The sequence below is a fragment of the Longimicrobium sp. genome, from assembly GCA_036377595.1.
GTDB lineage: Bacteria > Gemmatimonadota > Gemmatimonadetes > Longimicrobiales > Longimicrobiaceae > Longimicrobium.
Genome location: DASUYB010000132.1, coordinates 23551 through 37769 on the forward strand (window position 1 = coordinate 23551; position 14219 = coordinate 37769).

13 protein-coding genes are annotated in these 14219 nt (G+C 70.4%); 6 read left to right on the top strand and 7 right to left on the bottom strand.

Features of this window, described 5'->3' with window-relative positions:
- Positions 1–14 precede the first annotated feature (14 nt).
- Complete coding sequence (locus tag VF092_23345; protein ID HEX6750248.1) at positions 15–1007, bottom strand: sugar phosphate nucleotidyltransferase; 993 nt, start codon at positions 1005–1007, stop codon at positions 15–17.
- A 473-nt stretch (positions 1008–1480) separates the two neighbouring features.
- On the opposite strand from VF092_23345, the gene VF092_23350 reads away from it, so the two are divergent.
- From VF092_23350 to lon, 4 genes are all read left to right on the top strand, one after another.
- The gene (locus VF092_23350; protein HEX6750249.1) at positions 1481–2842 is read left to right on the top strand and encodes a hypothetical protein; all 1362 of its coding nucleotides are present in this window, start codon (positions 1481–1483) and stop codon (positions 2840–2842) included.
- 154 nt (positions 2843–2996) lie between these two features.
- Positions 2997–4265, top strand: a complete 1269-nt coding sequence (locus VF092_23355) for a hypothetical protein (GenBank protein ID HEX6750250.1) — start codon at positions 2997–2999, stop codon at positions 4263–4265.
- 708 nt (positions 4266–4973) lie between these two features.
- The gene (locus VF092_23360) at positions 4974–5387 is read left to right on the top strand and encodes a DUF1499 domain-containing protein (protein HEX6750251.1); all 414 of its coding nucleotides are present in this window, start codon (positions 4974–4976) and stop codon (positions 5385–5387) included.
- Complete coding sequence (gene lon / locus VF092_23365) at positions 5388–7832, top strand: endopeptidase La (GenBank protein HEX6750252.1); 2445 nt, start codon at positions 5388–5390, stop codon at positions 7830–7832.
- A 371-nt stretch (positions 7833–8203) separates the two neighbouring features.
- Here the strand turns inward: lon and VF092_23370 are convergent, their stop codons facing one another.
- The 4 genes from VF092_23370 to VF092_23385 form a co-directional block, all read right to left on the bottom strand.
- Positions 8204–8533: a hypothetical protein gene (locus VF092_23370; GenBank protein ID HEX6750253.1), complete on the bottom strand. Its 330-nt coding sequence runs from the start codon at positions 8531–8533 to the stop codon at positions 8204–8206.
- Complete coding sequence (locus VF092_23375) at positions 8533–9297, bottom strand: enoyl-CoA hydratase-related protein (protein HEX6750254.1); 765 nt, start codon at positions 9295–9297, stop codon at positions 8533–8535. The genes VF092_23370 and VF092_23375 overlap by 1 nt, the downstream gene beginning before the upstream one ends.
- Positions 9294–9647: a hypothetical protein gene (locus tag VF092_23380; GenBank protein HEX6750255.1), complete on the bottom strand. Its 354-nt coding sequence runs from the start codon at positions 9645–9647 to the stop codon at positions 9294–9296. Before VF092_23380 ends, VF092_23375 begins: the two co-directional genes overlap by 4 nt.
- Before the next feature lie 150 nt (positions 9648–9797).
- Positions 9798–9944, bottom strand: a complete 147-nt coding sequence (locus VF092_23385; GenBank protein HEX6750256.1) for a hypothetical protein — start codon at positions 9942–9944, stop codon at positions 9798–9800.
- A gap of 166 nt (positions 9945–10110) precedes the next feature.
- On the opposite strand from VF092_23385, the gene VF092_23390 reads away from it, so the two are divergent.
- A complete protein-coding gene (locus VF092_23390) occupies positions 10111–10452 on the top strand; it encodes a hypothetical protein (protein ID HEX6750257.1) in 342 nt (113 codons plus the stop codon).
- Between the two features lie 111 nt (positions 10453–10563).
- Positions 10564–11853: a hypothetical protein gene (locus tag VF092_23395; GenBank protein HEX6750258.1), complete on the top strand. Its 1290-nt coding sequence runs from the start codon at positions 10564–10566 to the stop codon at positions 11851–11853.
- A 299-nt stretch (positions 11854–12152) separates the two neighbouring features.
- On the opposite strand, the gene VF092_23400 is transcribed toward VF092_23395, so the two are convergent.
- Together VF092_23400 and VF092_23405 are read right to left on the bottom strand one after the other, a co-directional pair.
- Positions 12153–12323 carry a hypothetical protein gene (locus tag VF092_23400; GenBank protein HEX6750259.1) on the bottom strand — a complete coding sequence of 57 codons (171 nt, stop codon included), beginning with the start codon at positions 12321–12323 and terminating at the stop codon, positions 12153–12155.
- Positions 12324–12436: 113 nt separating this feature from the next.
- Positions 12437–14032, bottom strand: coding sequence for a glycosyltransferase family 39 protein (locus VF092_23405; GenBank protein ID HEX6750260.1), 1596 nt, complete (start codon positions 14030–14032; stop codon positions 12437–12439).
- Between the last annotated feature and the right edge of the window lie 187 nt (positions 14033–14219).

Here is a 14219-nt window from a genome sequence, read left to right on the forward strand (position 1 = left end):
GGGAGCGGACGGCGCTATCCCTGCGCCACCACCGAGTGGTCGCCCACGTCCACCTGGCCGGTGACGCCGCGCACCTTCGCGTTGTCGCCCACCAGCGAGTCGTGCAGGTCGCAGCCGTCGATCTCCGCTCCCTGGCCGACGATGCAGTCGCGCAGCTTCGACCGCCGTACCGTCGTCCCGGCGCCGAGGGTGACGTTGGGGCCGATCTCCGCATCTTCCAGCGTGACGCCATCGGCCACGTGCACGGGCTCGCGCACGGTGACGCCGTCGTTCGCCGGGGGGCTCTTCCCCCGCGTGGTCGAGAGCACGTGGAGGTTCGTCTCCAGCAGCGTCTCCGGCTTCCCCGCGTCGTACCACCCCTGCACCTCCTCCACCTTCAGCTTCCCGCCGTGGTCCACCATGTACTGGAAGGCGTCGGTCAGGAAGTACTCGCCGCCGGGGCCGGTGGGCTGCGCCATCACGTGGTGGATCCCCTCGAACAGCAGCTTCCAGTCGCGGATGTAGTACAGGCCGATGTTGGCGAGCTTCGAGACAGGCTCCTTCGGCTTCTCGATGATGCGCCGCATGAAGCCCTGCTCGTCGGTCTGGATCACCCCGAAGCGCTGGTAGTCCTCGACCTCCTTGGCCCAGATCACCCCCGCCACGCCCTCGGGAAGGCGGTTGACGACGGTCAGGTCGGCATCGAACAGCGTGTCGACGAAGATGATGAGCAGGTCTTCGCGCACGAACGGCTCGGCCAGGCGGATGGCGTCGGCGGTGCCGTTCTGCTCCACCTGCTCCACGTACTCGGCGTGGAAGTCGGGGTACTCGGCGCGCATGTACGCCTCGACCTTCTCCTTCAGGTGCCCGGTGATGAGCACCGCCTCGTGCACGCCCAGCTGGCGGAGGTCGTCGAGGATGTAGGAGAGGACGGGCTTGTCGCCCACCTTCAGCAGCGGCTTGGGGGTCACGTGCGTGTGGGGGCGAAGGCGCGTGCCCTTCCCCGCCACCGGCATGACGACGATCACGCGGATCTCCGGATGCGATTGGGGTGATTGGACGTACGGACCGGCGGGGACGGGGCAGGTTCCGTACCCGGCGCGGGAAGATGGTGAAGCAGCCGGGCAGGCGAAAGTCCGCGTGTGCGAAAGTGCTGGGGATCGCGTGACGGAGATGATATTCGATAGACTGCCGGACACCGATCCGGATTGTCATCCTGAGGGCGCGTGCACCGTCGTCGCGTCGCGGACGATGCCTGCGCGCCCGAAGGATCTTGCAGGGCCGGCTGGAGATTAGCTCAACGGGCAGGCGTTTCCGCAGGGGCGAGTAGATCCTTCGGTCGGCGCCAGACGCCGGTGCGGACGAAAGTTAGGCGCGACGCCTCCCTCAGGATGAACCGGCGGTGTCGCCGAAGTCGAGATTGGGGGATGGGGATGTCGGAATCCGGCGGCGTGGATCGTTACATCCGGAGCACGCCGGAACTCCTTCGCTGGAGATGAGGATGAGCCCGCGGAACCGCCTCCCCCGCACCGCCCTGCTCGCCGCGATGGCGATCTCGTCGCCCGCCGCCGCGCAGGATGACCGGCTGCCGTCGAGCGCCGTGCAGGGGACGGAGGTGCGTGTGAGCAGCGTCGAGGCCACCATCACCTTCCCGCGGTACGACGCGGCGGCGTGGGGATGGCTGGCGGGCGACGGCCGCATGCTCCGGGGCGGGTACGAGTGGCGGATCTTCATGGAGGGAGAGGGTATCCCGCGCCAGGTCCACCTGAGCGTGCTGCCGCCGCGCGACGCCCGCCGCAGCTTCCCGTCGCTCGCCGCGCTGGTGGCCGCGGGCGACGCGCGCGTCTGCTGGCCGGTGATGATGATCACCTGCGACCAGACGCCGGTGGACGCCGACGTCCGCGGCGGCCGCGTGGTCCTCACCCTGCGCGACCGCGCGGCGATCCGGCGCCTGTTCGGCCTGCGCCCGGACTCGACGATGGCGTCCGTGACCGTGCCCGGCCGCCCCCAGCAGGCCACGTGGACCACGGTGCCCATCACCTACGTGGCGCCGCAGCTGCCGCCGCCCGACGCCGCGCTCCGGGCGGAAGTGGCCGCCGCGCGCAGGCTCGTCCACGCGCAGCTGAACGGCGGCGGGCGGTCGATCCAGGCGGAGGATTTCTCCTCGCACCTGTGGCTCACGCCGGGCGATTCGGTCGTCGTGCGCATCGAGGAGAACCGCTGCCAAGGCGACGCCTGCAGCGAGACGGCGACCTCCTTCGCCGACGCGCGGTGGTCGGTCGACGACGGCTCGGTGGTGCGGCTGCGCGAGATCCCCGACACGGCCTCGCGGCGGCGGCGGCACGTCTTCGGCAAGCGGCCCGTGCTGCTCACGGCGCTGCGGCCCGGGCGGACGACGATCCGCATCTCCGGGCTGCACAGCGACCTCGACACCATCCCCATCCCCGGACGCTTCGTCCCCGAGATCGCGCGCGAGATCGTGGTCACCGGTCCCGTCGCCGCCGTGCGCATCTGCCCGCGCCCAGAGGAGGTGCCGGGCGGGATCCCCATCCCCTTCCGCGTGGAGCTGGTCGACCGCGAGGGTGTCGTCTACCGCGATCCGCCGGCCAACATCGTCATCCACGACGGCGCCCCCTACCTGCACTGGCCGGCGCCGGGGGACACGACCATCCGCTTCGACCGGCTGGGGCCCGTCGTCCTGACCACCACCCCCTTCGCGGGGCTCTCCGACACCGTGCGCCTGCGCGTGGTCGCGCCCCGACGCGGCGCCTCCGCCGTCCCCGCGCGGCGCGACGGAGAGGACGGATGCGCGTCATCCTCCGTCTCTCCCACCCCGCTCCCCGCGCGCACCCGCCGCGAGTGAGCGGGCGCCCGCGGCCGAACGCGATCGTTGCCCCGCGCCGCGGCGGAAATCACCTTCGGAAGGACCATCCATTCGGCGGCTGCATCCAACGCGGGTGCGGCCGCATCCTCTCCATTCCGGTCATCTCGATCACCCCCACCACAGAGGCAATCCTATGGCCGACAAGATCATCGCCGTCAGCGACCTGCACATGGGGCGCGGGAACAACCAGGACGACTTCCGCAGCCCCGTCGACGGCAACTGGCGCGACGGCGAGTGGGAGGCGTTCTGCGGCTCCGTGGTCGACGCGTCGGAGGGAAAGCGGCTGACCTTCGTGCTGAACGGCGACATCATCGACCTCTGGGAGATCGCGAAGGACGAGGAGCTGTCCGGGCCCGGCGCCGCGGAGGAGATCCGCCGCAACCTCTGCTACCCGGCCGAGAGCCCCGAGGCGGAGGACCGCGCCACCGCGTTCGGGATGTGGCAGATCGACGCCTGCCTGGGCGTGCACCGCGGCTTCGTCAACGGGCTCCGGACGCTGCTCTCCGCGCCCAACGTGCGGATCGTGTACACCATCGGGAACCACGACCACGCGATGGCCAACCCGCGGCTGCAGGCGCACTTCCGCGACCACGTCGACGAGGCGGGCCCGGTCGGCGCGCACGACCCCGAGCGGCTGCGCTTCAGCTTCTACCACCAGGACGACGAGCTGCACGCCTACGTCGAGCACGGCAACCAGTTCGCCGGCGACGACTCGGCCTTCCGCAACCCGGCGAAGTGGACGGAAGAGGCGCTCGGCTACTACGCGCTGCGCTTCACCTGGAACCGCTACCAGGCCCAGCACAACGTGATCGCACCGAGCACGGCCGAGCAGCTGTCGCTGGTGCGCGCCATCCTCAGCGGGCAGTACACGCCCCAGCAGCTCGAGGTGATGCAGTACCTGATCGACTACTTCCTGGCCTTCGAGGACGGCGCCGTGCCCAAGCTGGCGGGCGGGTTCGGGATCGGGATCGTGCACGCGCGGTGGCGCAAGGAGGGGAAGCCGAAGGAGGCGAGCGAGCTGATGGCCAAGCGGGCCGCGGCCGACCTCAAGGCCGCCAAGCAGTCGGAGACGCAGGCCGCCGGCGCGGCGATGGGCCTGCTGCCGGGGAGCCCCGCCGAGGAGCTGACCCCCGACCCGTTCTACGACCGCTACACCGAGGGGCTGATCACCCGCTTCAACGGCGCCAGCCCGCCCTTCCCCGACCTCGACGCGGGGAGCACCAACAAGCTGCTGCTGGGCCACACCCACCGGCCGCTGAACCAGTGGCTCTACCGCGAGACGTTCACGAAGCAGCGCTACCTCAACTGCGGCACGTGGACGCGCGAGCTGAAGTCGCCCACCTTCGCCTACGTCGTCACCCCCAACTGGAAGGACCTCAGCGGCCTCCGCGAGTTCCGATAGACGTCGCGCCAATGCCGACCACTTGCGCGGGAGCGGCCTGCTTCCGCGCACGTTCGTCTGAACGGCGGCTGTTCCAGTAGCCCGGCGCACTTCCGCGCAAGTTCGTCCTAACGGACCAACCACCAGCGATGTCATTCCGAAGGCGCCGCGCACCGAAGCTGCGTCCGCGCAAGCGCTTGCGGCGCCTGAGGAATCTGTGGCCGGCGTCCGGCGCAGTCAGCGGCCTGTCGCGCGGTAACCGGCTATAGATTCCTCGGGCGCAACGACTTGGAGCACTTCGAAGGGTTCGGCGCAGCGCCCTCGGAATGACAGATTCGGGTTGAGTCCGGCTGTTCCAATAGCCGGCGCGGCTTCGCGCAAGTTCGTCCTAATGGCCCAACCACCAGCGATGTCATTCCGAAGGCGCCGCGCACCGAAGCTGCGTCCGCGCAAGCGCTTGCGGCGCCTGAGGAATCTGTGGCCGGCGTCCGAGCGGTCAGCGGCCGGTCGCGCGGCAACCGGCTATAGATTCCTCGGGCGCAAGGACTTGGAGCACTTCGAGGGTTCGGCGCAGCGCCCTCGGAATGACAGCTTTGGGGGTTCGGACGGAGGTTGTATTGGGCCGGCGATTCGCAGTCTCGCGCCGGGGGACGGCGGCCGGTAGATTGGCGCCCTTCATGGCCGGGCATCTCCGGCCGCGACCGACCATCGTCCGAACGACCCGACGGTATGGGGCTGATCCGCGCCCTCACCCGCAACCGCGCCTGGACCGCACCCGACTCGCCGGACCGGCGGCTGCGCGGGCGCGAGTATCCCGTCCCCTACGCCGAGGTGTGGGAGGCGGCGCTGGACACCGCGCGAAAGCGGCCACGCTGGACCGTCACCGAAGCAAAGCCGCGCACCGGCGAGATCCACGCCGAGGCGCGCACCGCGCTCTGGAAGTTCATCGACGACGTTACCATCCGCGTGTCGCTGGACGGTGACGGGATGACGCGGGTCGACGTCGTGTCACAGTCGCGCGTGGGGAAGGCCGACCTCGGCACCAACGCGCGCCGCATCGCCCGGTTCTTGCACGCGCTCGACCGCCAGATTCGCCGCCGCGCGGGCGGGGCGGAACCACGCAAATCAGGCAGCGGCAAGTAGATGGCGTCGTCGAAGACAAGCCGGCCGGCTCTCCCGGACCGCATCCCGGTCCTTCCCATCCGCAGCACCATCGTGTTCCCCGGCGGGGCCACGGCGCTCCAGATCGGGTTCGCGCCCAACGTCGAGGCGCTCAGCAGGCACCCCGAGCACGACCTGGTCGTGGCCATGGTGTCCACCATGGACGACGGCTTCCCGCTGGACGGGCGCGAGCTGGAGAAGGTGGCCACCGCGGTGCGCGTGCTCGACCGGCTGAACCTCCCCGGCGGGACGATCCAGACCACGCTCCAGGGACTGCGCCGCATCCGCCTGGCCGACGTGCGGCTGGAGGACGGCTACTACTCGGCCACCCCGTTCGAGGTGGACGAGATCGCGGCGCCCGAGGATGAGGCGGCGCCGCTGATCGAGAAGATCGTGGCCACCATCACCGCCCTGGCCGGCGCGGTGGAGCGCGTCCCCGACGAGGTGCCGCGCATCCTGCGCATGAACCTGGGAGATGCGGGACGGTTCGCCGACCTGGCCGCCACGCTGTCGAACCTCAAGCTCCCCACGCGCGACGCGGTGCTGCAGGAGGCCGACGTGCTGGCGCGGCTCAGGCTCGTCCTCACCTCGCTCGAGGAGGAGTGGGAGCACGCCCGCGAGGTGGAGCAGGCCACCAGCGGCGAGGACGGCGGCCCGCTTCCCGCCGGCGGCCGCGAGCGGCGCGACGAGATCCGCCGCCGCATCCAGGCGCTGCAGGCCGAGCTGGGCGAGACCGACCCGGTCGAGCGCGAGGCCAACGAGGCGCTGCGGCTGGTCGAGCGCGCGCAGCTCCCCCCGCGCGTGGCCGCCGTCGCCCGGCGCGAGGCCGAGCGGCTGCGCTCCACCTCGACCACGGCGTCCGAGGCGCAGGACATCCGCTCGTACCTCGAGACGGTGATCGACATCCCCTGGACGCGGCGCGCGGACGGCGGGAAGTTCGACCTCGAGGCCGTGCGCCAGGCGGTGGAGGACGAGCACCTGGGGCTCGACGAGCCCAAGCGGCGCCTTCTCGAGGTCATCGCCGTGGCCGAGCTGCGCGGCGACCTGCGCGGCCCCATCCCCTGCCTCGTCGGTCCTCCCGGCGTGGGGAAGAAGACGCTGGCCGAAGCGATCGCCAAGGGGCTGAACCGGCCGATGGTGCGGCTGGAGTTGGGCGGGCGCAGCGAGGCGCAGCTGGTGGGAAGCAAGCGCGGCCGCAGCGGCGCGCAGCTGGGCAAGCTGATGCAGCTCATCCGCGACTCCGGCGCCAAGGACCCCGTCTTCCTCCTCGAGGAGCTGGACGAGATCGGCCTGGGGAATGTGGACGGCGATCCTGTCGAGGCGCTGGAGGAGACGCTGGACCCCGACAACCGGGATGCCTTCGTCGACCGCTACCTGGACGTACCCTTCGACCTCTCCGAGGTCTTCTTCGTGGGCTCGGCGGCGGACTTCTACCGCATCCCGCGCGACCTGCGCGACTACTTCATCGAGATCCGCATCGCCGGCTACACGCCCGAGGAGAAGATCGCCATCGCGCGCGAGTGGCTCTTCCCCCGCATCGTCCGCGAGCACGGGCTGGATCCCGAGAAGGTGACGGTCGACGACGAGACGCTCCTCTTCCTATCCCGCGGCTACGCGCGCGATGCCGGCGTGGGAAACCTGCGCCGCTCGCTCGCCGCCATCATGCGCTACCTGGCGGCGGAGAAGGCCGCGGGGAAGGGCGAGGAATGGCAGGTGACGCGGGAGACGGTGGAGGAGGTGCTGGGCTATCCGCGCTACAACCCCACGCCGGCCGAGGTGGCGCCCGAGGTGGGGGTGGTGACGGGGCTGGCGTGGACCGCGTCGGGCGGCGAGCTGATGTTCATCGAGGCGCTGAAGATGCCAGGCACGGGGCGGCTGATCATCACCGGGCTGCTGGGCGACGTGATGCGCGAGTCGGTGAACGCCGCGTTCAGCTACGTCCGCTCGCGCGCCGCCGAGCTGGGGATCCCGCGCGACGCCTTCCAGGACTTCGACATCCACGTCCACTTCCCCGTGGGGGCGACGCCGAAGGACGGCCCGTCGGCCGGCGCGGCGGTCACGCTGGCCATCGCCAGCTCGCTGTCGGAGCGGCCGGTGCGGCACGACATCGCCATGACGGGCGAGGTGACGCTGCGCGGGAAGATCCTGGAGATCGGCGGGGTGAAGGAGAAGGTGCTGGCCGCCTACCGCGCGGGGATCACGCACGTGATCCTGCCCACCGGCAACCGCCGCGACCTGCGCGACGTGCCCGAGGACGTGCGCGAGGGGATGACCTTCGAGTACGTGGAGCGGATGGACCAGATCTTCGACCTGGCGCTGATGGGCGAGCCGCGCGTGCTGCGCGACGAGCCCCGCCCCGCGGCCGACGAGGGCCCCGACATCCCCCGCCCCGCCGAGCCGGACAGGCAGGCGGCGAGCGAGAAGTAGAGGGCGGCATCCAGCTTCATGGCGGCCGCAGGCAGCCCTCACCCCGCGCCTTAGAGCGCTCGCCCTCTCCCGATAACGGGAGAGGGTTTTGGTTTCTCTGCGCCGCTCACCCCTGGGCCACCTCGCACCGTCGCTGTGAAGCGAGGCCTACGGCACCGTCGTCGCGGCCGCGCTGAGTTCTCCCCTCCCCTGCGCAGCGGGGGAGGGGCCGGGGGAGGGGGCCAGCCGGGCGGGCAGGATGCCGTCCGTCAAAGCAGATGCATGCGTGCTACCTCTCCCGGTACGGGAGAGGTGGCGAGCCTAGGCGAGCCGGAGAGGGCGCAGCGACGAAAACCGCCGCGGAGAGCACCTCGCTCCGCGGCGTCGTCATCTCAGCTCTGATCCCGGTTTCCATCTGCAGACGGCGACGGTGATGCCGCCCCTTCCGCGTCCGTCGCGCGGCGCCTCGGCACCCAGTCCGGCCCGTCCTCCGCGCTAGCGTCACCATCATTCCCGTCCGCGACGGGCTCCTGTTGGTCGTCCTTCTCGAAGAAGCGGAGGATGAAGGCGATGGCCAAGACGGTGGCGGCGACGATCACCAGCAGGTCCAGCTCGCGGGCCATCCCCACCAGCAGCAGCACGGCGCCCACGGCCAGCAGCCGCATCTTCCAGTGCAGGAAGCGCCCGGGGCCGCGGCGGACCCTGCGGTCCAGGAACGGCATCAGCCGCCGCGCTCCAGGAAGCGCGCCACGCCGGCCTGCATGTCGTCCGTCATCCGCGCCACCACGTTCACGTCGGCGCCGGCGCGGATGGCCGCCTCGAATCCCATCGCGTCGCTGTTGTAGAGCAGCCGCTTGCTCAGCTGCACCGCCGACGCGCTCCTCGCGGCCAGGTCCTCCAGCACCGCCGCGGCCTCGGCGTCGAACGCGTCGTCGGCCCAGACGTGGTTGATCAGGCCGATGCGCTCCGCCTCGGCCGCGGAAATCGGGTGGCCGCGGACGATCAGCTCGAACGCCCGCTTCTCGCTCACGTTGCGGCGGAGGATGGCCATCACCATCGCGGGGACGAAGCCGATGCGCACCTCGGGATAGCCGAACTGCGCGGATTCCGCCGCCAGCACCAGGTCGCACGCCGTCGCCAGCCCGCATCCCCCCGCCAGCGCGCGGCCGCGCACGAGGGCGACCACCGGCTTCCGCATCCGCCGGGGGAGGGCGAAGAGCTCGGCCAGCGCGTCCACGTCCTCCAGGTTCTCCATCGCCCCGCTCTCGGCGATGGTGCGCAGCGCGGAGAGGTCGGCGCCCGAGCAGAAGTCCTGCCCCGCCCCCTCGATGGCCACCACGCGCACCTCCGCGTCCGCGTCCGCCTCGCGCAGCGCCGCCTTCAGCGCGGCGACGAGCTCGGCGTTGAGGGCGTTGCGCTTCTCCGGCCGGTTCAGCACCAGCCGGGCGACGCCGCCCTCGCGCCGGACCTGCAGCGGCTCGGTCACGCGGCCTCGCGGAGCGCGCGCTCGGCGATCTCGTCGGGCACGTCGATCTCCATCCGCAGCATCGCGGTGGACAGGACCTTCCCCTGCGCGTCGGTCTTCAGCGACACCGTCCCCCCGCCGCCCAGGGCGTTGTGGAGAAGGAAGTTGAGCGCCTCCAGGTTCGGCAGCTCGAAGCGCTCCACCGGCCCGTGCGCGATCCCCTCGAAGTGCCGCTTCACCCGCTCGACCGTCAGCTGCTCGACGAGGAACGGGTAGTACTCAGGGCGCAGGGCGATGACGCCCACGTTGGCGGTGTCGCCCTTGTCGCCCGAGCGGGCGTGGGCCAGGTGCAGAAGCTGGATGCGAGCCATCTCTGTCTATCGTCGTGGTATACGATGCCGGCGGGCGGAATATCGGCGCGGCGCGGGGAATCGCAAGAGCGCTCGGCCTCGCGGCAACGAAAAGGCCCGCGGGAGATGTGGTCTCCGGCGGGCCCGCTCCGCGCGTTCAGCCTGGCGAGATCAGGGCACGCACGACGTGGTGCACTGCTCGATGCAGCTGCGCCGCGAGATCATCCCCTGCAGGAACTCGGATTCCTGCACCAGCTGCGGCTCGACCGTGAAGGTCTCCACGCCCAGCGAGTCGAGTTCCAGCGTCAGCTTCTTCATGCTCTCCTCCGAGTGGAAGGATCGGAGCGCGCCCGCGCTCCCTAAACGCACGTCCGGAGAAGCCGCACGCGCGCGAAGTGCCGAAACATGCCGGTGAATGCGTGGCCGGGGCGGCTGCATCCGTTCCGAAGGTCTATCAAGCGGCGGGAATCGTCAAGGCACGCCCATGTCCAGAGTCGACATCCAGCTTGAGCGTGCGATCCTGGCTCCCCCCTCAGCTCTTGTGATTCGCTCCGGCCGTCTCGGCTTTGCATTCGTCTCGCCCAGCGCGTCAACAGGCGGTATGTCTCGCCGCCCAGCCCGCGTGGATTTGATGGAGAAGCATGGCTTTGTCTCTCGCATAGAGCTTTATACGACACTCAGCAAGGCATTTAAGAACCGGGGCCATCCAGGCAAGTTCATTCGTTTACTCTGGTTTGATCTGGCGTGCAAGATGAATGCTTATCGAGGTATTTCCCGGTTATGCAGGAGAATTCCCGCACAAGAGAGGCTTGTTTTCTCCGCGTGATACAACTCCGGGTGGCAGAAACTGCAAAATCACTCCCCTTGTTTCACAATCGTATACCGCATATAATTTTCGACCCCCCCATCTCCAGACACCCACCGCTCCAGGAGCCCCATGAAGTACACGAGATTCGTTCCCACCGCCGTTCTCGCTGTGCTGGCCACCGCCGCATGCGACACGTCCGAGCTGGTCACCTCCGACGCGGGCGGCCCGACGCCCGACCGGGCCGCCGCCCCGCAGGCGCAGATCTGGACGCAGGACGACGAGCACGCGCGCGTGGCGCGGGCGGAAGTCCCCGGTTTCGCCGGCTTCTACCTCCAGGAAGACGGGACCCCGGTGGTGCGCCTGGTCGACCCCTCGCAGCGCGGCGCCGCGCAGCGCTACCTGGCGCAGGAGCTCTCCCGCGCCCACGCGCGCCGCGCCGGCGCGCCCACGGAGCCGGTCTTCCTGGGCGCGGCCTACGACTTCGCGCAGCTGAAGGGCTGGGCCGAGCAGGTGGAGACGCTGCTTGCGCGCAGCGACGTGTTCCTGGTCGACGTGGACGAGGTGAACAACCGCGTCCACGTGGGCGTGGCGGACAACACGGCCGTCGGCGTGGTGCGGTCCGAGGCCGCGCGGATGGGGATCCCGGCGGCCGCGCTCTTCGTGCAGACGCAGCCGAAGCCCGAAATGCGCGCCACGCTCCGTGACCGCCTCACCACCATCGTGGGCGGAACCCAGATCGCGTTCAGCGTTTACGTGTGCACCCTGGGCTTCAACGCGCGCCAGGTCTCCACGGGGGCGAACATCTTCGTCACCAACGCGCACTGCACCCGGAGGCGGTTCGCCAGCGACGGGATCGCCATCTTCCAGCCCACCAAGGTGAACGGGAACGAGATCGGCGTCGAGATCGCCGACCGCGGGATGTACGCCTGCGCCGGGGCCGGCACCTCCTGCCGCCTTGCCGACGCCGCCTACATCAGCAACAACGGCACGCGCGGCGTGGGCCAGGGCGGGATCCTGCGCACCGCGTTGAAGACGGGCGCCAACGCCGGGATCACCACCATCGGCGAGTACGACATCGTGGCCCGCTACACCGGCACCGTTCCGGTGGGCACCCTGCTGGACAAGACGGGGCGCACCAGCGGCTCCACCCGCGGCCTGGTCACCAGCTCGTGCGTGACCATCGGCGAGCTGCGCTGCCAGGACATTTCCACGGTGTGGTCGGAGGGCGGCGACAGCGGCTCGCCGATGTACGTTGCCCTCGCCGGGATCGGCGACGCCGAGAACGACGTGCAGCTCTACGGGATCCTGTGGGGCGGCCCGAACGGCGACTGGAACACCACCTACTCCAGCCGCCTCTCGGGGATCGAGCAGGACCTGGGCGCGCTGACCGACCTGTGCCGCCCCGGCTTCGGCTGCTGAGGCGGTTCCGGCCAGGCGAACGGCCTGTGCCCCAATGACGCGTGCCCGACGGTGACGGACGTGATCGCGGCGGTGGCCCCCGGCACCGCCGCGATCGGCGTTACCTCGTAGCCGCGGCTTCGTCAGCCGCCTGTGCTCTCGTGAAGCCTCGCGAACTGCCGCGACTGTTCGATAAACACGAAGCGCCGGCATTTCTGCCGGCGCATGGCGCAGCGATCCCTCCCTTCGGCCCGCGGATGCAAAGCGGCGGACCGGGTCCCGCGCGTCACCTCGACTGCCGCCGGGGCGGCGGCGAGAGGCTATGACGTGCGCAGGTACGACATCATCGCTCCCCCGATGAGCGAGCCGGCCAGGAACAGGAACGCCAGGCCGATCAACCCGTAGCCCATCGTGAGGACGATGCCGACGACCAGCGCCACGAGTGCCGTGAGTGCGACCCAGCGGAACTCGATGTGGTGATGGTGACGCATCGGCTACCCTCCTTGGAGGCGGTACGACACGCCGCCTCCCGATCCCAACCTAATCGAACGAGCGTTCGAGCGGTAGCCAGACGAATGTTCCTGTCCCGGGTCACTGACCGTGGTCAGTTGTTCCCCGCCAGCTTCGGCCAGAGTGCCTGCAGCGTGGTGTTCGGGCCCTCCGCGACGTATACGGTGTTGTGGCGCTCCTCGCTCACCCACCACGGGTTATCGATGTGCAGGACGGGACGGACCGACGCGTAGATCCGGCGCAGGTCGGCGGGGTTCTCGCCGATGGCGACCAGCACCTGGCCGGGGAGGCGCGGCGGGCCGAAGAACCAGTACGTCCCCGCGTCGCTCGCCGCCGGCGGGAGGCCGTACTTCGGCCCGTAGAAGTCGATCGCCCCCGCCTGACCGTAGTTGTTGGCCCAGATCACCGCCTGCGCGCGCTTCTCGGGCGGCAGCGAGCGGTAGACGCGGGCCACGGCGGCCACCTCGTCTTCCCACTCCAGCATGTCGGCGTAGTCCTGCGGCAGGCGCTCCATCTCGCCGCGGTTGTTGCGGTTGGCCTCGTCCAGTCGCGCGGCGCGCGAGTACTCCGCCATCCACCGCGGCGGAAGGATGGGAATGCCGAGCGGGAGGATGTAGAGCCCGCCGGCGACCATCACCACCACCGCGCCCCACTGCAGCGCCGGCGCCAGGAAGCGCACGCGCAGCCGCCCCAGCGCGGCCGCGCCGGCGCCGATCAGCGTGGGGTAGACGGGCCCGGCGTAGTACGGCTTCCCGTGCAGCAGCATCAGGATCGCCACGGCCAGCACGCACACCCATCCCACCACGCGGAACGCCCTTCCCTTCCCCACCAGCAGGGAGACGACGCCGGCGACCGCGAGGAGGATCGCCGGGCCGATCATCATCACCTGCCCCATGAGGAAGTCGACGTACCCCACGTGCGCCAGCTGCGAGTGCTGCAGGTCCTCCATCGACGACATCACCGGGAACCCCAGCCTCACCTGCCCCACCAGGCTCGGGCTGCCGACCGCCAGCGCGATGACCAGGGCGAACCACGGCCACGGCGTGAAGAGGAACCAGCGGTGCTTGGTCAGCAGCATCGCCCCGAAGAGCGCCGCGCCGAGGAAGAGGATGCTGAACTTGGTGAGAAGGCCGATGCCGCACGCAAGCCCCACCGCCAGCCACCAGCGCGGGTTGCGCGACCGGCAGAGGAGGACGAGCGCGAACAGCGCCAGCGTCCACCAGAGCTGGTCGAGCACCACGGGCTGGAAGAGGTTGGCGGTGCGCAGGAAGAGCGCGCCGGTCATCACCCCCAGCGCGGCGGCGCCCTGCGCGAACCGGCCGCCGCCCAGCTCGCGCGCGATCAGCGCGGCGAGGACGACGATCAGCGCCCCCGCGACCGCCGAGGCGAGACGGATGGAGAGGAGCGAGTCGCCGAACGCGGCGCGCTGCCCCTCGGCCAGCAGGGCGATCAGCGGCGGGAAGTCCATCCGCCAGAGCTGCAGGTGGCGGCCCATGGCCAGGTACAGCAGCTCGTCGCGGTGGATGCCGTACGGGGTGAAGAGGTTCGTCGCCAGGTGCAGCGCCAGCTTGACCAGCGCGAAGCCGGCCACGATCCCCCATGCCACCGGCGGCCGCTCGGGAACGGCGCCCGCGCGCGCGTCGGGCGCCGGCTTCGCGGCGGAGGTGGAACCGGCGGGGACTGTGGACATCGACAAGCTCGCGGGAGGAAGTGGCGAAGGCGACGAGAGCACGTACGCCGCGAGGGGGGATCAGGTTTCCCGCGCGAGGGGGACGCGGGTCCGATGCGAATCTGCGTCTCACCCCGACGCCGGGCCATGGGGAGCGGATCCGGCGGACCGGATGGAAACCGAGCATTATGTCTCAGAGGTTGCGAAA